The organism is Arthrobacter sp. CAN_A212 (assembly GCF_015752345.1).
Taxonomy (GTDB): Bacteria; Actinomycetota; Actinomycetes; order Actinomycetales; family Micrococcaceae; genus Arthrobacter_D.
The window spans coordinates 131,717-150,290 of the sequence record NZ_JADOUT010000005.1; the positions used below are offsets into that span (position 1 = coordinate 131,717).

Annotated in this window: 19 protein-coding genes and 2 pseudogenes; 9 read left to right on the forward strand and 12 right to left on the reverse strand. The window is 63.8% G+C overall.

Annotated features, from left to right (window positions below):
* Positions 1–177: 177 nt before the first annotated feature.
* Positions 178–654 (forward strand): Lrp/AsnC family transcriptional regulator, encoded by a 477-nt coding sequence (locus tag IWX64_RS06545; protein ID WP_196866343.1) that lies wholly within the window; start codon positions 178–180, stop codon positions 652–654.
* A gap of 128 nt (positions 655–782) precedes the next feature.
* Here the strand turns inward: IWX64_RS06545 and IWX64_RS06550 are convergent, their stop codons facing one another.
* Both IWX64_RS06550 and IWX64_RS06555 read right to left on the reverse strand, forming a co-directional pair.
* Positions 783–2,405: a solute symporter family protein gene (locus IWX64_RS06550; RefSeq protein ID WP_196866344.1), complete on the reverse strand. Its 1,623-nt coding sequence runs from the start codon at positions 2,403–2,405 to the stop codon at positions 783–785.
* On the reverse strand, positions 2,402–2,785 hold the full coding sequence (locus tag IWX64_RS06555; protein ID WP_196866345.1) for a DUF485 domain-containing protein: 384 nt from the start codon (positions 2,783–2,785) through the stop codon (positions 2,402–2,404). The genes IWX64_RS06550 and IWX64_RS06555 overlap by 4 nt, the downstream gene beginning before the upstream one ends.
* A gap of 237 nt (positions 2,786–3,022) precedes the next feature.
* Between IWX64_RS06555 and IWX64_RS06560 the strand changes: the two genes are divergently transcribed.
* The 4 genes from IWX64_RS06560 to IWX64_RS06575 are packed head-to-tail and all read left to right on the forward strand — an operon-like array spanning position 3,023 to position 6,880.
* The gene (locus IWX64_RS06560) at positions 3,023–4,213 is read left to right on the forward strand and encodes a sensor histidine kinase (RefSeq protein ID WP_196866346.1); all 1,191 of its coding nucleotides are present in this window, start codon (positions 3,023–3,025) and stop codon (positions 4,211–4,213) included.
* A gap of 47 nt (positions 4,214–4,260) precedes the next feature.
* Positions 4,261–4,995, forward strand: coding sequence for a LytR/AlgR family response regulator transcription factor (locus IWX64_RS06565; RefSeq protein ID WP_196866347.1), 735 nt, complete (start codon positions 4,261–4,263; stop codon positions 4,993–4,995).
* A gap of 10 nt (positions 4,996–5,005) precedes the next feature.
* Entirely contained in the window at positions 5,006–5,389 is a 384-nt protein-coding gene (locus IWX64_RS06570) for a hypothetical protein (protein WP_312884038.1), read from the forward strand.
* Positions 5,390–5,392: 3 nt separating this feature from the next.
* On the forward strand, positions 5,393–6,880 hold the full coding sequence (locus IWX64_RS06575; RefSeq protein ID WP_196866348.1) for a sodium/solute symporter: 1,488 nt from the start codon (positions 5,393–5,395) through the stop codon (positions 6,878–6,880).
* Between the two features lie 7 nt (positions 6,881–6,887).
* On the opposite strand, the gene IWX64_RS06580 is transcribed toward IWX64_RS06575, so the two are convergent.
* The 6 genes from IWX64_RS06580 to rpsB form a co-directional block, all read right to left on the reverse strand.
* Positions 6,888–7,466, reverse strand: a complete 579-nt coding sequence (locus IWX64_RS06580) for a DivIVA domain-containing protein (RefSeq protein ID WP_196866349.1) — start codon at positions 7,464–7,466, stop codon at positions 6,888–6,890.
* A 36-nt stretch (positions 7,467–7,502) separates the two neighbouring features.
* The gene (locus tag IWX64_RS06585) at positions 7,503–8,561 is read right to left on the reverse strand and encodes a phosphatidate cytidylyltransferase (protein ID WP_245345704.1); all 1,059 of its coding nucleotides are present in this window, start codon (positions 8,559–8,561) and stop codon (positions 7,503–7,505) included.
* Positions 8,561–9,118 carry a ribosome recycling factor gene (gene frr / locus IWX64_RS06590; protein WP_196866350.1) on the reverse strand — a complete coding sequence of 186 codons (558 nt, stop codon included), beginning with the start codon at positions 9,116–9,118 and terminating at the stop codon, positions 8,561–8,563. Before frr ends, IWX64_RS06585 begins: the two co-directional genes overlap by 1 nt.
* 112 nt (positions 9,119–9,230) lie before the next feature.
* The gene (gene pyrH / locus IWX64_RS06595; protein ID WP_196866351.1) at positions 9,231–9,968 is read right to left on the reverse strand and encodes a UMP kinase; all 738 of its coding nucleotides are present in this window, start codon (positions 9,966–9,968) and stop codon (positions 9,231–9,233) included.
* A 165-nt stretch (positions 9,969–10,133) separates the two neighbouring features.
* Complete coding sequence (gene tsf, locus IWX64_RS06600) at positions 10,134–10,970, reverse strand: translation elongation factor Ts (protein WP_171586280.1); 837 nt, start codon at positions 10,968–10,970, stop codon at positions 10,134–10,136.
* A gap of 107 nt (positions 10,971–11,077) precedes the next feature.
* Positions 11,078–12,010 (reverse strand): 30S ribosomal protein S2, encoded by a 933-nt coding sequence (gene rpsB, locus IWX64_RS06605; protein WP_196866352.1) that lies wholly within the window; start codon positions 12,008–12,010, stop codon positions 11,078–11,080.
* Between the two features lie 409 nt (positions 12,011–12,419).
* Here rpsB and IWX64_RS06610 point away from each other — a divergent pair, with 409 nt between their 5' ends.
* Positions 12,420–13,025 carry a murein hydrolase activator EnvC family protein gene (locus IWX64_RS06610; protein ID WP_196866353.1) on the forward strand — a complete coding sequence of 202 codons (606 nt, stop codon included), beginning with the start codon at positions 12,420–12,422 and terminating at the stop codon, positions 13,023–13,025.
* A 66-nt stretch (positions 13,026–13,091) separates the two neighbouring features.
* On the opposite strand, the gene IWX64_RS06615 is transcribed toward IWX64_RS06610, so the two are convergent.
* Complete coding sequence (locus IWX64_RS06615) at positions 13,092–14,282, reverse strand: acyl-CoA dehydrogenase family protein (protein WP_196866354.1); 1,191 nt, start codon at positions 14,280–14,282, stop codon at positions 13,092–13,094.
* A gap of 264 nt (positions 14,283–14,546) precedes the next feature.
* Between IWX64_RS06615 and IWX64_RS06620 the strand changes: the two genes are divergently transcribed.
* From IWX64_RS06620 to IWX64_RS06630, 3 genes are read left to right on the forward strand one after another with little or no spacing between them, the layout of a single operon-like run.
* Complete coding sequence (locus IWX64_RS06620) at positions 14,547–16,250, forward strand: carbon starvation CstA family protein (protein WP_196866355.1); 1,704 nt, start codon at positions 14,547–14,549, stop codon at positions 16,248–16,250.
* Positions 16,251–16,264: 14 nt separating this feature from the next.
* Entirely contained in the window at positions 16,265–16,537 is a 273-nt protein-coding gene (locus IWX64_RS06625; RefSeq protein ID WP_196866356.1) for a cory-CC-star protein, read from the forward strand.
* Positions 16,528–17,556 carry an ArsA family ATPase gene (locus tag IWX64_RS06630; RefSeq protein ID WP_196866357.1) on the forward strand — a complete coding sequence of 343 codons (1,029 nt, stop codon included), beginning with the start codon at positions 16,528–16,530 and terminating at the stop codon, positions 17,554–17,556. Before IWX64_RS06625 ends, IWX64_RS06630 begins: the two co-directional genes overlap by 10 nt.
* A gap of 200 nt (positions 17,557–17,756) precedes the next feature.
* Here IWX64_RS06630 and IWX64_RS06635 read toward each other — a convergent pair.
* From IWX64_RS06635 to IWX64_RS16975, 3 genes and pseudogenes are all read right to left on the reverse strand, one after another.
* Positions 17,757–17,921, reverse strand: a pseudogene (locus IWX64_RS06635) (recombinase family protein); the annotation flags it as partial.
* Positions 17,922–18,032: 111 nt separating this feature from the next.
* Positions 18,033–18,176 carry a hypothetical protein gene (locus IWX64_RS16970; protein ID WP_245345705.1) on the reverse strand — a complete coding sequence of 48 codons (144 nt, stop codon included), beginning with the start codon at positions 18,174–18,176 and terminating at the stop codon, positions 18,033–18,035.
* 24 nt (positions 18,177–18,200) lie between these two features.
* Positions 18,201–18,461, reverse strand: a pseudogene (locus tag IWX64_RS16975) (SRPBCC family protein); the annotation flags it as partial.
* Positions 18,462–18,574: the final 113 nt, after the last annotated feature.

Genomic DNA, 18,574 nt, shown 5'->3' on the forward strand with positions numbered 1-18,574 from the left:
CTTGACCGTGAACGGATCGCTTGGGATCCGTTCGACTGGCCCGACCTTGACCCCTGGGCGTCTTTACCCAAAGATACTGTGACCCTACTCACAGGGCCCATCGAGCACAACCGATCTTCGTTTGACTGAGCAGAATGCCCGATATTGACGACGGCGGCCGTGTTAGCATTGCGCATTATGCAACCCTTGGATTCCACCGACACCCGCCTCCTGATTGCGCTGGCGAAAGACCCGCGACGCACGGTGGTGGCGCTGGCCCAGAAGTTGGGGCTATCGCGCAATACGGTGCAGGCTCGGATGGCCCAACTGGAGAAGAAGTCGGTGTTCCTCTCCTTCGAGCGTCGGATCAATCCGGTTGCGCTCGGCTACCCGTTGATGGCGTTTATTCACGTGCATGTGCAGCAGCAGAAGCTGGCGACCATCACCGAGCAGCTCGCCGGCATCCCCGAAGTGCTGGAAGCCTACGGGCTGACCGGCCAAGCCGACATCCTGGTCAGGGTGGTCTGTGCCGACGCGGAGGACCTGTTCAGGATCAACGGAAAAATCCTCGGCTGTGACGGCGTGGAACGGTGCGACACCTCCCTGGCCATGGGCGAGCTGGTCCCCTTCCGGGTGGAGCCGCTGCTGGAACGGGGCCCCCGGGCCTCAAGCTAGGCCCCCACCCGGAGCAAGCTAGCCCGCCCATAGCAACAGGGTCAAGCTAAGCCCCCACGCAGAGCAACAGGCCGGTCCGAAAGGTATCGGACCGGCCTGTTGCCAGTGAGACGTCCGCGAAGACCGACCTAGTGTTCGGTGGCCTTTTCCGCGCCGACCCCGGTAAGGGACCTGACTTCCATTTCCGCCTGCTTCTGCGGATCCTCGGTGGTCTTGGCCAGGACGCTACCCAGCCAGCCGAGGAAGAACGCGAGCGGGATGGAAACGATGCCCGGGTTGTTCAGCGGGAACAGGACGAAGTCGGCGCCCTGGATCATCGAGGTTTCCCGGCCCGAGACAACCGGCGAGAAGGCGATGAGCAGCATTGCCGACCCAAGTCCGCCGTACATGCTCCAGATTGCACCCTGGGTGTTGAAGCGCTTCCAGAAGAGCGAGTAGAGGATGGTGGGCAGGTTGGCACTGGCTGCGACAGCGAAGGCCAGGGCGACCAGGAAGGCGATGTTCTGCCCCTGGGCGCCGATGCCGCCAAGGATGGACAGGATCCCGATGACGACGACGGTGCGTCGTGCCACCTTCACCTCACCGTCGGGGTCAAGGTTGCCCTTGCGGATCACGTTCGCGTAGATGTCGTGGGCGAAGGATGCCGCTGCGGTGATCGTCAGTCCGGCAACCACCGCGAGGATGGTGGCGAAGGCGACCGCCGAAATCACGCCGAGCAGGATTGGTCCGCCCAGTTCGAACGCGAGCAGCGGTGCCGCCGAGTTGACTCCACCGGGGGCGGCGGTGATGCGGTCGGCGCCGATGAGGGCACCTGCACCGTAACCGAGCACCAGGGTGAACAGGTAGAACCCGCCGATGAGCCAAATGGCCCACACCACTGAGCGGCGGGCTTCCTTGGCAGTCGGCACCGTGTAGAACCGCATCAGGACGTGAGGCAGTGCAGCCGTACCGAGGACCAGCGCCAGGGCGAGCGAGACGAAGTCCAGCTGCGACGTGGAGCTGACCCCGTATTGAAGGCCCGGGTTGATGATCTCGGGGTTGCCCGCGGTCTCCATCGCGGCACCGAGCAGGGTGGACAGGTTGAAGTTGTGGATTGCGAGGACCCAGATGGTCATCACGAACGCGCCGGTGATCAGCATGACGGCCTTGATGATCTGCACCCAGGTGGTGCCCTTCATGCCGCCGATCAGTACATAGACGATCATCAGCCCGCCGACGACGGTGATCACCAGGGACTGGCCGATCCGGTCGTCGATTCCCAGCAGAAGCGACACCAGTCCGCCCGCGCCGGCCATCTGCGCCAGCAGGTAGAAGAAGCAGACGGCAAGGGTGGTGATGGCGGCAGCAATGCGCACCGGACGCTGGCGCAGCCGGAACGACAGGACGTCGGCCATGGTGAACTTGCCCGTGTTGCGCAGCAGTTCGGCGACGAGCAGCAGCGCTACCAGCCAGGCGACGAGGAAGCCGATGGAGTAGAGGAAGCCGTCGTAGCCGTTGATGGCGATGGCACCGACGATGCCGAGGAACGACGCCGCCGACAGGTAGTCGCCCGCAATGGCGGTACCGTTCTGCGGTCCGCTGAAGGACCGGCCGGCCGCGTAGTAGTCGGCGGCGGTCTTGGTATTACGGCTTGCCCGGAGCACGATCACCAGGGTGACGGCGACGAACAGACCGAAAATGGTCATGTTCAGCCACGGCTCACCAACCTGGGTGCTCTCGACCGTCTGCATCGGCAGGGACAGCGGCATCATTTGTTCGCTCCTGGCTTTTCGACGAAGATCTCCGGTGCGGTGACCTCAAGCTCGTGGCGGATGTCCGCGGCGATCGGGTCCAGCTTCCGGTTGGCGTAGGTGACGTACCCCATGGTGATGGCGAAGGTGGTGACGAACTGCAGCAGCCCCATGATCAGGCCGATGTTGATGTTTCCCCAGACCGGGGTCGACATGAAGTCGGTGGCGTAGGACGCCAGCAGTACATACAGGAAATACCAGAGCAGAAAGAAGACCGCCATTGGGAAAACGAAGCTGCGGTGGCGCTTCCGTAGCTCCTTGAACTGGGGATTCTGCTGATATGCGGTGAAGTCGACGGGCGCTGCTGTATGAGCGTCCGGCGGCGATGGCTCGGTAGCCATGATTCCTCCTCGTTGAGAACGTCTTCCGCGCCAGGCCGACTCCGAAGGGTCCAGGAGTTGCATCGGTCGCGTAAAGGTGTGACTCCCATCACCATGGGCCCTCCGGGCGCAGTTCTCCAATACCGCAGGACCGCTCATCGCCCAGTGAACACTCACTTGCGGTGAGCGGCCACCTCCTGCGGCGAATGGAAGCCCCAGGAGCCGCTGGGGAGCGCCGCCGACGGCTACTGTAGAGCAATGTTCAGCACCGCCGTCGACACCGCCCTGGTGGGCGCCATTGTTGTCCTCACGATCGCGGTGGTCGCGGGCCTGGGATTCAAACTCTCCCGGTCCTACCGCGATCTAGGATCCGACGCCGACCGTGCCACCTACGCCACCCTCCATACTGCGGCGCTCGCCTCGGAGCATCTCCGTGCCGGCCTGACCGCCGCCGGGGCGTCAAAGGCCAGCAAGCATCTGCGGAGCCTCCTGCGGTGTGACACCCTCCTGATGACCGACGAGAATGCGGTACTCGCCTGGGACGGCGGCCGGGAGCAGCCCGCCCAGATCATGGAGCTGGTGCAGCAGGTGCTCGCCAGCGGCCGCACCCAGATTTTCAGGGAGGCCCAGCTTGGCGACCCCGGCGCGGTCCCCGGCGACGGACAGCTGGTGATCTCACCCATCCGGGTCGACAACCGGGTGGTGGGCACCGTGGGTGCGTTCGCGCCCTATGTGAATGCGGGGCTGGTGCGTGCCGCCAATGAAGTGGCCGGCTGGGTGTCCACCCAGGTGGAGCTCGCCGAGCTCGACTCCTCCAGGACACTACTGATGGAAGCTGAGGTACGCGCACTGCGCGCCCAGATCAGCCCCCACTTCATCTACAACTCCCTGAACGCCATCGCGTCCTTCATCAACACCGATCCGACCCGAGCCCGGGAGCTGGTGGTGGAGTTCGCCGATTTCACCAGGTACTCCTTCCGGCGGCACGGCGACTTCACCACGGTTGCCGAGGAACTGAAGTCGATCGACCGGTACCTGCTGTTGGAGCGGGCTCGGTTCGGGGACCGGCTGAAGGTCAGCCTGGAGATTGGCCCCGAGGTGTTGAGCACAGTGATTCCTTTCCTCAGCCTGCAACCCCTGGTGGAGAACGCGGTCCGCCATGGTCTGGAATCCACTGATGGGAGGGGCCACATCACCATCACTGCCCACGACGCCGGCGCGTTCGCCGAGGTCACCATCGAGGACGACGGCGTGGGGATCGACCCCGACTATCTGCGTTCGGTCCTGGCCGGGCGTACCGAAGGGGTGCACGTGGGTCTGCGGAACGTGGATCAGCGGCTGCGCCAGGTCTACGGCGAGGACCACGGGCTCACTATCGACACAGCGGTCGGTGCGGGAACCATGATCACCCTGCGGATCCCGAAGTCGCAACCCGACCACCACACCTGAGCACGTCGGTCACCCGGTGGGCCGGTGGGACGCGTAATCTGGAGCGCATGGTCAATGTTGTCATCGCCGACGATGAGCTCCCCGCAGTCGAGGAACTGGCTTTTCTGCTCGCCAAGGATGCCCGGATCGGTACCATCCACCGCGCGTCGAGCGGCGCCGAGGCGCTGCGCGCTCTGGAGACCCACGACGTTGATGCCCTGTTCCTGGACATCCACATGCCTGCCCTCTCGGGCCTGGACATTGCCCGGGTGATCTCGCGGTTCAGCCGGCCGCCCGCCGTCGTCTTCGTAACCGCCGACGAGGACAGGGCACTGGAGGCGTTCGACCTCCGTGCGGTCGACTACCTGCTCAAGCCGGTCCGGATGGAACGCCTCGCCGAATCGGTGCGGCGGATTTGCGAACTTATCGAGGCGGGCAAGGATGGCACCGCCGCCGCACCCGACGTGATCACCGTTGACCAGGGCGGCATCAGCCGGATGATCAGACGAGACGAGGTCCGCTATGTCCAGGCACAGGGTGACTACGCCCGGCTGCACACCGCCGAGTCGAGCTACCTGATCCGGATTCCCCTGAACGACCTGGAACACCAGTGGGCCGAGGCGGGCTTCCTGCGCATCCACCGCTCCTATCTGGTGGCGATGAACCAGGTCCAGCAGGTCAAGATTGGTGCCGGCCGGGCGTCCCTGCTGGTGGGCGACGCCGAGCTTCCTGTCAGCCGCCGGCATCTGCCCGTGGTGCGGGACAAGCTTGAAGCGACCCGCCTCCGGCCCCGGCAGCAGTGAGGTGGACCCCGTGAACCCCGCTGAGGGTCCACCCCAGCGGGTCCGGGTGACGGCGCCGCGTAGCGCAGCCCGGCTGCACCCCGGCTCCTACCCGGTGACCCGGGAAATGGCCGAGCAATCGGAGGTGGGAGAACTGTTTGTCAGGTCGCTGATCCGCTCGCAGTTCCGGCTGGCCGTCGTGGTGGCGTCGGGTTTCCTGGTCATCCTGATCAGCATTCCGTTGCTGCTGGCCGTTTTCCCGCAGATCGGCGACCTGTCAGTCTTTACGGTACCGGTGCCCTGGCTGCTGCTGGGGGTGGGGGTATACCCGCTGGTCATCAGCTGCGCTGCCCTCTATGTGCGCAGTGCGTCCCGCAACGAGATGCGCTTCAGGGACCTGGTCGATGAGGAGTAGGTTGTGAACGCCGAACTCAATCCGGTGGTCGGCTATGTTGCGTTGACCCTGGTTTCGCTGAGCACCGTGCTGATCGGGATCTACGGGTTGCGGATCTCGCGGACCACCGGTGACTTCTATGTCGCCTCCCGCACGGTTCGCCCCTGGTGGAATGCGTCGGCGATCGGCGGCGAATATCTGTCGGCGGCGAGCTTCCTCGGCGTGGCCGGACTGATCCTGATCTCCGGCGTCGACGCCCTCTGGTTCCCGATCGGTTACACCGCCGGATACCTGATGCTGCTGCTCTTCGTTGCCGCTCCCCTGCGCCGGTCCGGTGCGTACACGATCCCCGACTTCGCCGAGGCCCGCCTGGAATCGTTGATGGTCAGGCGCGTGACCAGCCTCCTTGTCGTCGTCGTCGGCTGGCTGTACATCGTGCCGCAACTGCACGGCGCGGCCCTCACCGTCCAGATCACCACGGGCCTGCCGCCATGGGTGGGCGCCGTCGCGGTGGTCGTCGTGGTGTGCCTGAGCGTTGTCACCGGAGGGATGCGCTCCATCACCTTTGTCCAGGCCTTCCAGTACTGGCTCAAACTCACTGCACTAGCGGTGCCGATAGTGTTCATCCTGCTGCGGCTGACCGCCGACGGCAGCCCGATCACCGACTCCGGTGCGGTGTTCGCGGCCGAACTGAACCTCGGCGGCGACGCCTCGCTGTACCGCAACATCTCGTTGGTCATCGCACTGCTCTTCGGGACCCTCGGTCTGCCACACGTGCTGGTGCGTTTCTACACCAATCCGGACGGAGCATCTGCGCGCCGAACCACCCTGATCGTGCTGGGGCTTTTGTCGGTGTTCTACCTGTTCCCCACGATGTACGGGATCCTCGGGCGGATCTACACCCCGGATCTGGCGGCCGACGGCGCCGCCGACGCGACGGTACTGCTGTTGCCAAGCCGGATCTTCGAGGGAACCGCCGGTGACCTGCTGTCGGCCCTGGTCACCGCTGGTGCCTTCGCGGCGTTCCTGTCGACAACGAGTGGGTTGGTGGTCTCCCTCGCCGGGGTGGTCAGCCAGGAATTCTTTCAGGGCAGCGTCAAGGGGTTCCGGCTGGCGGCTGTCATTTCTGCGGCGATCCCGCTGCTCCTGGCTCTGGCGACCAATACACTGGCCCTGGCGGGAAGCGTCAGCATGGTGTTCGCCTTCACGGCATCGACCATCTGCCCGCTGCTGCTGCTCGGGATCTGGTGGCGCGGGCTCACCGATGTGGGGGCAGTCTCCGGCATGCTCGCCGGCGCGGTGCTGTGCGGTGGATCAATCCTTACCGCGGCCGCCCTGGGCGATGAGTCTGCCCGCTATGAGTGGCTGGAGCAGCCCGCGCTATGGACGGTGCCGGCGGCGTTTGCAGTGACCATCATCGTCTCCCGGCTCACTGCTGCCAGGACTCCGGGAAGCGTGTCACGGGTCCTCGCCCGGTTGCACACTCCCGAACCGGTGCAACCGCCCGGATGAGACCGATCTAGTCGATCGCGGCCATCAGGCCGACCACGCGGTCCATGAACGCGTCGACCTGGCTTTCCTCGTAGCCTTCGGCGCCCTTCGCCTCCCGGAAGACGGCGCGCCTGACGACGTCAACGCTCAGGGGGACATCGTTTTCGAAGTAGCCGCGCAGCCGGTCGCAAAGGGCGTCGACGTCGTCAACGTTGTAGCTGGCAGTCTTCTTCTTGGTGGGCCGCCTGAACCTGTCGCCAGCCGGGCGGTGCAACCTGCCCCGCAGGACGGCCGCGGACCGGCCGATCTGCATCAGCCAGGCGTCCTCGCCGTGGGATTCGATGACCCGGTCCCGCTCCCGCTGCGCGAAAACGTCCTCGAGCCTGTCCAGGGCTGCGTCAACGGCCTGGGGCTCGTAGCCACCCTTGGCCGGATCGAACGCCATGGAGCGGACGTCGGCGCTGGTGACAGGGCCGTGTGCCGGGTCCTCAGTGTTGTAGTACTCCCGTGTGCGGGTCAGGAAGCCGTCCACCTGCCGCAGGTTGTACCCGTACTGCCGGCGCCCCACCCGAGCGAAGGGAGAGCTGCCCTGGCGAGCTTCGTCCATGGTGTTCTGAATCCTTCATAAGTTCTCGACCCTGGGTTAGAGGAAACCCGGTACCAATGTAACCGACAGCACGAAGGCAACCGGGGAGGCAAACACGATTGAGTCGAGCCGATCCATCATTCCCCCGTGTCCGGGCAGGATGTTGCCCATGTCCTTGACTCCGAGCTCGCGCTTGATCATTGACTCGGCGAGATCACCGGCCGTCGCTGCGGACACCGTGGCCACGGCCAGGATCAGACCGAACCACCAGGGCCGGTCCAGCAGGAAGACGGCGGCGATCATACCCACCACGACGGCACCGCCCACGGATCCGGCGAAGCCTTCCCAGGATTTCTTGGGGCTGATCTTGGGCGCCATCGCGTGTTTGCCGAAGAAAGCACCGACCAGGTAGCCGAACGTGTCGTTGGCAACCACCAGCAGGAGCAGGGTCGCCACCAGCAGCTTGCCGGAGGGTTCCTGGAGCAGGAGCATCGCGAAACTGAGGAGCAGCGGCACCCAGAGCACCACGAAGACCCCGGCCATGATGGATCGGGCGGCGTCGGGGGTAGGGTCGAGACTCCGCCACAGCGCAAGGATGGTGGTGGAGAAGACGACGGCGTAGGCCAGGGCCTCCGGGCCGCCCAGGTACGCGGCGAAGGGCAGCGCGATGGTCGCGCCGATGGTGGGGGCCAGCGGCAACCGGATCTGGCGTACCTCAAGAGCCCGGGACACCTCCCAGACCCCGACCAGCGCGAACGCCGTGGTGATCGCGACGAAGGCTAGCGGCAGGTAGAGAATTCCTCCCAGCACTGAACCGAGCAGGGCAACACCAACTGCCGTAGCAGCTGGCAGGTTCCTCCCGGCCCGCGAGGGCGCCTTCGGCTGGCCCGTTTTTTTGCGGCCCGTCCGGCGTCGGATCTGACGGGTGCCGGGGGCTCGCCAGCCGCGCCCTCCAGTCGGTGGGCCGGCGTCGGGCTGGCCACCAACCGCGGGCTCCGTCGGGTCAGGTTCGGACGCATCCCCGTGATCAGGGGTCGCCTCGCCTGCTGTGGACCCTGCCTTCACCTGAGGAGCGGGCGGGCCGCCAGTGTTAGCGGAGTGGTGGGTGTCGCTCATTAGACCTCAAGCAGCTCGGTTTCCTTGCGCTTGAGCAGTTCGTCAATCATGTCGGTGTGGGACTTGGTGCGCTGATCCAGTTCCTTTTCGCCGCGTGCCCCCTCGTCCTCGCCGGCGTCGCCGTCCTTCACTGACTTGTCGATCCCGTCCTTGGCCTTGCGGCGGATGTTACGGATCGCAATCTTGGCGTCTTCGGCCTTGGTCTTGACCAGCTTGACGTACTCTTTGCGGCGCTCTTCGGTCAGCTCGGGGAGAACCACCCGGATGATGTTGCCGTCGTTGGAGGGGTTGGCGCCGACGTCGGAGTCGCGCAGCGCCCGCTCGATGTCGTTCAATGCCGCCCGGTCGAAGGGGGTAATCAGGAGGGTCCGTGCCTCGGGGTTCTGGAATGAGGCCAGCTGCTGGAGCGGTGTCGGGGCCCCGTAGTAGTTCACCATGACTTTGGAGAACAACGAGGCGTTGGCGCGTCCGGTGCGGATCGTCGCGAAGTCCTCTTTCGCCGCTTCCACAGCCTTGTCCATTTTCAGGGTGGCCTCTTGCAATGTCTCGTCGATCACTGTAGCTCCTAAGCTGTTCGCCGACTGGGCTACAGCCGCGCGTTGTCCGGTTCAGTTTTCAATCCTAGTTCACATGGACCGCCCGGGAAGGGCAGGCAGGGCGGCCGGGCGCCTATGTGGTGACGACGGTGCCGATTTTTTCACCGAGGATCGCCCGGGTCACATTCCCCTCGCCCTCCATGCCGAAGACGACCATCGACAGGTCGTTGTCCTTGCACATGGTCATGGCCGTCTGATCCATGACCCGGATGTCCTGGCGGAGTGCCTCATCGTAGGAGAGGGTCTCGAGCTTCTTGGCGGTCGGGTCCTTGTGCGGGTCCGCGGTGTAGACGCCGTCGACCCCGCTCTTGGCCATGAGCACCAGGTCAGCGTGCACCTCCAGGGCACGCTGGGCGGCAACCGTGTCGGTGGAGAAGTACGGCAGGCCGGCACCGGCACCGAAGATCACGACGCGGCCCTTCTCCAGATGGCGAATGGCCCGGCGCGGAATATAAGCCTCAGCGACCTGCCCCATGGTGATGGCGCTCTGTACCCGGGTTTCCACCCCCGCCTGCTCCAGGAAGTCCTGGAGGGCGAGGCAGTTCATCACGGTGCCCAGCATGCCCATATAGTCGGCGCGTGAGCGGTCCATCCCGCTTTGCGACAGTTCAGCGCCCCGGAAGAAGTTGCCTCCACCGACCACGATGGCCACTTCGACCTGCCCGACCGTTGCGGCGATCTGCTTGGCCACTGAACGTACGGTTTCCGGATCGACTCCCAGCTTTCCGCCGCCGAACACCTCACCGGAAAGCTTCAGCAGCACCCGACGGCGGTTTGGCTGGTCATGAGTGCCCATATCAAGGTTGTCCATTGTGCCTCCCAGGGCAATTGTGGGGTTGTTGCTAAAAGAATACGTTGCGGGGGCGCAGGCAATGCTCCCCCGCGGGAAACGCTGGCGAGAAGCCAGGGCAGGAAAAAGGGGTGGTCACCGTGGTGACCACCCCTTCATTCAACTACCTGCCTGGCCTATCCGGACCTAGGCTCCGACCCGGAACCGGGCGAATGCACTTGGCTTGGCGTTGGCTTCGGTCAGCACCTGCGCGACCGACTTCTTGGCGTCCTTGGCGAAAGCCTGGTCCACGAGCACACCCTCCTTGAAGAAGCCCGTCAGGCGGCCTTCGACAATCTTGGTCAGTGCAGCTTCGGGCTTACCCTCGGCGCGTGCGGTCTCGTCGGCAATGCGCCGTTCGGTTTCAACGAGTTCTGCTGGTACGTCGTCGCGGACGAGGTACGTCGGTGAGTATGCAGCAATGTGAACCGCGATGTCGTGAGCGGCTTCCTTGGCTGCGTCGCCTTCGCCCTCGACGGCGAACAGGACGCCGACCTGCGCGGGAAGATCCTTGGAGGTCTTGTGCAGGTAAGCGTCAACAATGTTGCCCTCGATGCGCGACAGGCGGCGGATGGCTACCTTCTCGCCCAGCAGCGCGCCAGCTTCAATGACGTGCTCGGAGACGGGCTTGCCGTCAACCGTGTACGCAAGGAGGGTGTCGACGTCGGAAGCGCCGGATTCGATCGCTGCGGCGAGGACCTTGTTCGAGAACTCGACGAAGGGGCCAGCCTTGGCCACGAAGTCGGTTTCGCAGTTGACCTCAACCATGACGCCCACGTTGCCGTCGACCTTGGCTGCCACGAGGCCCTCTGCGGTTGAACGGCCTTCGCGCTTGGTTGCGCCCTTCAGGCCCTTGATGCGGATGAGCTCCATAGCCTTGCCGGCATCGCCGTCAGCCTCGTCGAGGGCTTTCTTTACGTCCATCATGCCAGCGCCGGTGCGCTCGCGGAGGGCCTTGATATCGGCGGCGGTGTAGTTCGCCATATGAACTCCTAAGTATGTTGTGTCTAAGAAGAGCTATGCCTGCAGGCGGTGACGCCCGGGCACATGGAGAAGGGGGTGCGGATTTTCACCCGCACCCCCGAATCCAGTTACTTGCTGTCGTCTGCTGCCGGAGCTTCGTCGGCTGCGGGGGTTTCCTCGGTTGCGGCAGGAGCTTCTTCAGCTGCTGGGGCTTCCTCGGTTGCGGCTTCTGCTGGTGCTTCTTCTGCTGCTGGTGCTGCCTCGGCAGGTGCAGCGTCAGCTGCGGGGGTGGAGCTATCGCCCAGCAGTTCGCGCTCCCACTCGGCCATGGGCTCAGCGGCTGCCTCGGCGTCGTTTCCGCCGGAGCGGTTGTGACGGGCGATCAGGCCCTCTGCAACGGCGTCTGCAACCACGCGGGTCAGCAGGTGGACGGCGCGGATGGCGTCATCGTTGCCGGGGATCGGGAAATCAACTTCGTCGGGATCGCAGTTGGTGTCGAGGATCGCGACGACGGGGATGCCGAGCTTCTTGGCCTCGTCGATGGCCAGGTGTTCCTTCTTCGTGTCAACGATCCACACGACCGAGGGAGCCTTGGTCAGGTTGCGGATACCACCGAGGTTGGTTTCCAGCTTGGTGAGTTCGCGGCGGAGGAGGAGGAGTTCCTTCTTGGTGTGCCCGGAACCGGCCACATCGTCGAAGTCAATTTCCTCGAGCTCCTTCATGCGCTGGATGCGCTTGGAAACGGTCTGGAAGTTGGTGAGCATGCCACCGAGCCAGCGCTGGTTGACGTAGGGCTGGCCCACGCGGGTAGCCTGCTCGGCGATGGCTTCCTGTGCCTGCTTCTTCGTACCGACGAAGAGGACAGTCCCGCCGTGTGCAACGGTGGCCTTGATGAACTCGTATGCGCGGTCAATGTAGGACAGTGACTGCTGCAGGTCGATGATGTAGATGCCGTTGCGCTCGGTGAAGATAAAGCGCTTCATCTTCGGGTTCCAGCGACGGGTCTGGTGGCCAAAATGTACGCCGCTGTCGAGCAGCTGACGCATGGTAACGACTGGCATGTCGTTCCTTTCTATCGGCAGGGCGCGAAGCGCCTGTTCTGCCTGTTGACGGTTGCTAGTGTTCCGTTCGGGTTGAACGTCACTCCTGGTACCCGTTGGTTTTCACCCACTGGCCCAGCACCGGACGATTGTCCGGACCGTTGGACCCGTGCCCTTCGCTTCCATGAGGGTTGCGGGGGAACGTAGTACGCGTAGTCAGCTGCTGGCGATCCATTCCCGTCCGGATGTTCTCCGGGCACGCAGAATCGCAGCAAACTGCTGTATCGAGTGTACTACAGGGCTGACATCACCCGGGACGCGCCAGAGGCGGCGGGCGGTAGGTCGCTGGCGGGTCTCGTAACCCGCTGCGGATACCCACATTTCTCTCGATGGCACCCCACGGCTACTCGGACGGGGAAACACTGAGGGAATGACGTTGCGATCGTGGCTCCACCGGCTGGCCCTGTTGGCGACGTTGCTGGTCACGGCGCTGGCACTCACTGGTTCGTCGGCTCCTGCACAGCGGCAGGTGCCAGTAGTAACAACAACATTGGCAACGTCAGCAGCGTCGGGTCAGGAGTATGAACCGCCGTGGAGCTGGCCGCTCTCCCCCACCCCCGTGGTCTTGAGGCAGTTCGATCGCCCGGAGCAGCCGTGGCTGCCTGGGCACCGGGGCGTCGATCTGGCGGCGGATGAAGCGGCCCGGATACTTAGCCCTGCGACAGGAAGGGTGGTGTTCGCTGGCTGGGTCGTGGACCGGCCGGTGGTCACGGTGGACCACGGAGGTGGGGTGCTCAGCAGCTTCGAACCGGTAAATGCCATCCTGGACCGGGGTCGGGTGGTCCGGGAGGGGCAACTGCTCGGCACCCTCGCTAGCGGATCCGGTTCGCACGGATCCGATTCGCACGCGGCCACTTCCCACTGTCCGTCGAGCTGTCTGCACTGGGGTGTGCGGGTCGACGGGGAGTATGTAAATCCGTTGAACTACGTCACGGATCGTCGACCGTCGGTCCTTCTGCCGTTGCATGGCCCTTGATGCCGAACCTTCACCTGTACTAGGCAAGGGTTCGGCACCGGGGTCAGGCACGAAGGGTGCGCCGGATTAGACGAACGCGGCGATCCCGGTAATCGAACGGCCCGTGACGAGCGTGTTGATCTCGTGGGTTCCCTCGTAGGAGTACACGGCTTCGGCGTCGGAGAAGATCTTGGCCATCTCGTAGTCGGTCACAATGCCGTTGCCGCCGAGCAGGCTGCGCCCCATTGCAACGGTCTCCCGCATCCGTGCGGTGGTGAAGGCCTTGGCCAGCGCCGACTGTTCGTCCTTGGCCTGACCTTCGTCCTCCAGCTGGGCCAGCCGAACCATCATGCCCATTGAGCTGACCGTGTTGCCCAGCATCTCGACCAGCTGCTGCTGGACCAGCTGGAAGGAGGCGAGGGGACGCCCAAACTGGTGGCGTTCAACCGTGTAGCGCCGGGCGACGTCGAACGCTGCAAGCTGCTGTCCCACGGCCTGCCAGGCTACCGACAGACGGGTGACCTTCAGGACCTTGTTCGTGTCCTTGAAGCTGTTGGCACCCTTCAGGTGGAAGTCATCGTGGACCACGAGGTTGTCCAGAGTGATGTCAGCGTTTTCGACAGAGCGCAGGGCGATCTTGTTTTCGATCTTGGTGGCGCGGTAGCCCTCGAGCTTGGTGTCGACGAGGAATCCCTTGACCTGGTTGTCGGCGAGGTCCCGTGCGTAGATGACCACCCAGTCGGAGAAGGTGGCGTTGCCGATCCATCGCTTCGCCCCGTTGAGGATCCAGTTGTCACCCTCACGGCGGGCCGTGGTGCGGGTGCCGCCTGCTACGTCGGACCCGCCCAAGGGCTCGGTCAGGCCGAAGGCGCCGATCTTCTTCATCGAGTAGATGTCCGGCAGCCAGGCTTCCTGCTGCTCCTCCGAGGCGAGCTCCTCGATTGACCCGGTGAACAGGCCATCGTGGACGCCCATGAAGGTAGCGATCGAAGTGTCGGCACGCGTGAATTCGGCGTGCACCAGCCCCGCGAACAGGTTGGAATAGCCCTGGCGGCGAACGGGGCTCATGACGTCCAGTTCGGCGAGCTTCGGGATGAGGTGCTGTGGGAAGGTTGCCTCGTTCCACCATCCAGTGGCGTGAGGCTTCACCTCGGTGTTGAGGAACTGACGAACCTCGTCCAGCCGGTCTCGTTCCTTCTGGCTCAGTAGCGCCTCGAAGGAGTAAAAGTCGCCGTCGGCGTACGGCAGGTTGTTTACATCGATGACCGGCTTGCTCATGAGGGTGTCCTTTTGGTCGTCCAGTAGTTCTCACGACTATGTTACCCACGAGTAACTTCCCTGCCAATTGGGCAGCACACAGCAAAGTCCCCGGAACAGGATGTTCCGGGGACTTTGGCTTCGGTAGGGGGCGCGGCGCCAAAAATCCTCGTTTCTGGCCCGAGCTGACCATCGTCAGTATCGGGTAAACGTTTCTGGCGACGACGACGAAAAATACATATAGTCTAGGTCACACCCACTGGGGGCCCACTAGATCGGAGCGTCATGAATTCCGTCGTCCTTGCGCTGACTGGCGTCGCCATGATGACCCTTGGGTATTTTTTGTACTCACGGTTCCTCGGCCGTCGCATCTACAAATTGCAGGAGTCTTTTGTCACTCCTGCTCATGAGCTGAGCGACGGGGTTGATTACGTACCCACGAACAAATACGTCCTCTGGGGCCACCACTTCACCTCGGTGGCCGGCGCTGCCCCCATCGTGGGCCCCGCCATTGCCGTCATCTGGGGTTGGATGCCAGCCTTCCTCTGGGTGACCATCGGCACAGTCTTCTTCGCCGGCGCTCATGACTTAGGTGCACTGTGGGCATCGTCCCGGCACAAGGGCCAGTCCATCGGGTCGCTCTCCGGAAAATACATTGGTCCGCGTGGGCGCAACCTTTTCCTGGTGATCATCTTCCTCGTGCTGCTCATGGTCAATGCCGCATTCGCCGTGGTGATCTCCGGCCTGCTTACCAGCACCCCTACCGCCGTCATACCTACCTGGGGTGCGATCATCGTCGCCCTCCTCATCGGTCAGGCCATCTATCGCTACAAGTGGAGCCTCCCGTTGGTCTCCGTTGTGGGCGTCGTCGCCCTTTACGCCCTGATCCTGATCGGGGACCAGTTCCCGGTGGTCCTGCCGGAGACAATCCTCGGACTCTCGGCCACCTCCTTCTGGATCGTGGTTCTGTTCCTCTACGCCGGCGTTGCCTCGGTCCTGCCCGTCTGGATGCTCCTGCAGCCACGCGACTACATCAACGGCCTCCAGTTGTTCATCGCCCTCGGCATCCTCTATGGCGCAATCCTGATCTCGGCCCCAACCCTGGTGGCTCCCGCTTTCAATGAGGCCGTACCGGAGGGCACCCCCAGCCTCATCCCGTTGCTCTTCGTCACCATTGCATGCGGAGCGATCTCTGGATTCCACGGCATCGTCTCCTCGGGCACGTCCTCCAAACAACTCAATAAGGAGACGGATGCCCGCTTCGTCGGCTACTTCGGGGCCGTTGGAGAGGGTCTGCTGGCACTGGGTGCGATCATCGCCACGACGGCGGGCTTCCGCACCATCGCGGACTGGGAGCAGGTCTACAGTGCATTCGGCCAGGGTGGGGTGGGCGCGTTCGTTGAAGGCGGCGGCGCCATCGTCAACAGCGGCCTAGGTATTCCTGCAGGGCTGAGCGCCACCATCCTCGCGACAATGGCTGTCCTCTTCGCGGCGACCACCATGGACACCGGCATCCGTCTGCAGCGTTTCGTCGTGCAGGAAGCGGCAAGCATCATGGGAGTCACTATCAACAAGTTGGTGGCAACGGTGATTGTGCTGGCCATCGCCATGGGCCTGACCTTCGGCGCAGGCGCAGACGGTGCGGGCGGCATGCTGATCTGGCCGCTGTTCGGCACCACCAACCAGTTGCTGGCAGGCCTGACCCTATCGATGATCGCCGTGATCCTCCTACGTAAGGGCCGCCCCGTCACTCCCGTGCTCGTGCCGCTCCTGTTCCTGCTGGTGATGTCCGTCTACGCACTTATCGTTCAGATGGGCCAGTTCTACGCTGCCGAGAACTGGCTGCTACTCGTGCTTGACGTGATCATCTTGATTGCCGCGGTATGGGTAATCTTCGAGTCAGCCATCGCCATGGTGCAGGCAAAGAAGAACCCGCCGGAGCTGGAAGATGATGAGCGCGAACGAGCCAGTGCCCGGACGCGCTCCTAACAGTGATCCCGTACATGTTCCTGCACCGGCTGCGGACCGCACAGGAGCATGTACGGGCCGGGTTGCACGAGTTCTACATGGCGCCCTACCGGCGGACGTTCGCCCGTGCACAGCGGGATGAGGAGGATCTTTTCATGATGCTGGTCCTCTCGGAGGCGCTGGGCGTGCCCAACCCCGCAAGCTACTACACGGTGGAACTACTGCCAGTGGTGTATGACCGATTTCACGACTGGCACCGCCGGATGGGCATGGAACGTTCGCCACTCGACCACATCTCGTGCTGCTAGACCTGGCCGCTGCCCGTCGGGTGCTCTTCGTGGGCGGGAAGGGCGGCGTGGGCAAGACCGCCGTCGCCTCCGCCGTCGCGCTCGCCCAGGCCCGTGCGGGCCGACGGGTGCTCGTCGTCTCCACCGACCCAGCCCACAACCTGGGTCACCTTTGGGAACGCCCTGTCGGGGACCGGATCACTTCCCTCGCACGGGGGATCAACGCCGGCCCGGGGAAACCCGGCGCCCTCGATGGGATTGAAGTAGACCCGATCGCCACCACTGAGGCGCACCTCGCAGCCGTGGGGACCACCATCCGCAAGCTCATGCCCGAGCACCTCGCCGGTGAGGTCGACAAACACATGCAGCTCGCCCGGGACTCCCCCGGAGCGCACGAATCCGCGGTCCTGGAGCGCATCGCAGAGCTGGTAGACCTTGGACTCCGCGAGTATGACCTCGTCGTCTTTGACACCGCACCGTCAGGACACACTGCACGCCTGATGGCCCTTCCCGAAATCATGTCTGCATGGACCGAAGGGTTGCTGCGGCGTCGGGGACGGTCAGAGCGCTTCGGCGCCGCGCTGCGCGGCCTGGAAGACCGTGATGCAGCAGAGGCCATCCTGGGCACCGAACGGTCACCAGAGCCGGCGGAAGAGCGCGATGCGCAAATTCGACGGATTCTCCTGCGCCGACGTGAGCGCTTCGAATCGCTGCGCACGGTCCTCGTCGACGAGCAGCGCTGCGCCTTTGCCATCGTCCTCGCCGCCGAGAGGCTACCCGTGCTTGAGACCGTGGAGTTGCACCAGCAATTGGTCCGCGCAGGCGTCCATGTGGGCGCGCTGGTGGTCAACAAACGATCACCCTCCGACGCCGGCGGTTTCCTCGCGGACCGACGCACGCTGGAAGACGCCCACCTGGCGACCCTGCGCGAGTCCCTGCCGGACATCCCGCTGCTGCAAGTGCCCTTGCTGCCAGGAGACATTGTGGGAGAACAGGCGCTCGAACGGTTCGGTACCGCCCTCATCCCCGCGTCGGACTAGCGGTTCTCATCTCGGTTCAAGGCAGAAGTACTGCCGGGATCAATAAGCGAAAGGTCTGACATTCTTCGGATCTTTGATTCAGAAGATGCTTATCGCGGTGGCTGGGGCGCAGGAAAGTACTTGGCAACGCGGTTTGTCCACATCCCGACGCTAGCCCAGTCTGAGTGCCTAATGAGACGCATGTATGAGCCAATTCCACCTGCGAGGGCTTCGTCGAATTCTGGTCTTTCACGGTTGGTGCCGGTGAGTCCGTGGTCGACGTAGATCCGGTCTTCGGGCACATTCAGTGAGACGAGGGAGTTGCGTTGGGCGGTGAGGTCTTGTTCGTTGGTGGATACGCGTGCGTATCTGTGAACTGCAGACATATCTGGCGTGTTTTTCGCAGCGCTATTTGACCTGCCCGCTTGGGGTCCAGCAACCTGGCTAGCCTCGCTGGGTTGCGACTCGGGTTCAGCTGGCCGCGCCGAGTAACCCGGTCATGACCGGGCTTCCTCAGCTGCAGCAATGGACTCGGCGATCCGCTTTATCGCGGCAAGCGATTTCGGGATGCCATCGAGCGCCTGCTGAGTGCGGTCGGTAATCTGAACGTACGCCCCGTCACCATACTTCTCCTCGAACATGGCTATCCCGGCCGGCAGAAATTCCCAAGACTCGCCCAGGGCCGTCCCGGTATTTGCTGGAATGAGAGTGAAACCCCAACGGACCAAGCTCCCACCCACCACCCAGGCGAACTCGCGACCGCGATCGGCAGCGACGACCTGTGAGCGGGTCTCCCAAGAACGGTGCGGGAGCTCATTACGCCCGGTGAACCAGGAACCGACCTGGCCGGCGTCGACCTCGTCATCCCACCAACACGACGTACATACCGGACTCCACTCGCCGGTGCGGGTGATGTCGGAGACCAGGTCGTCTTGGTGTCATATCCTCGTAGCAACAAACATTGTTGGGTAGAGGGAGTTGCTGGTGGCGCGGAGGTTGTTAACCTTTTGCTGATCGGGCGGACATTGCGGTGGGGATT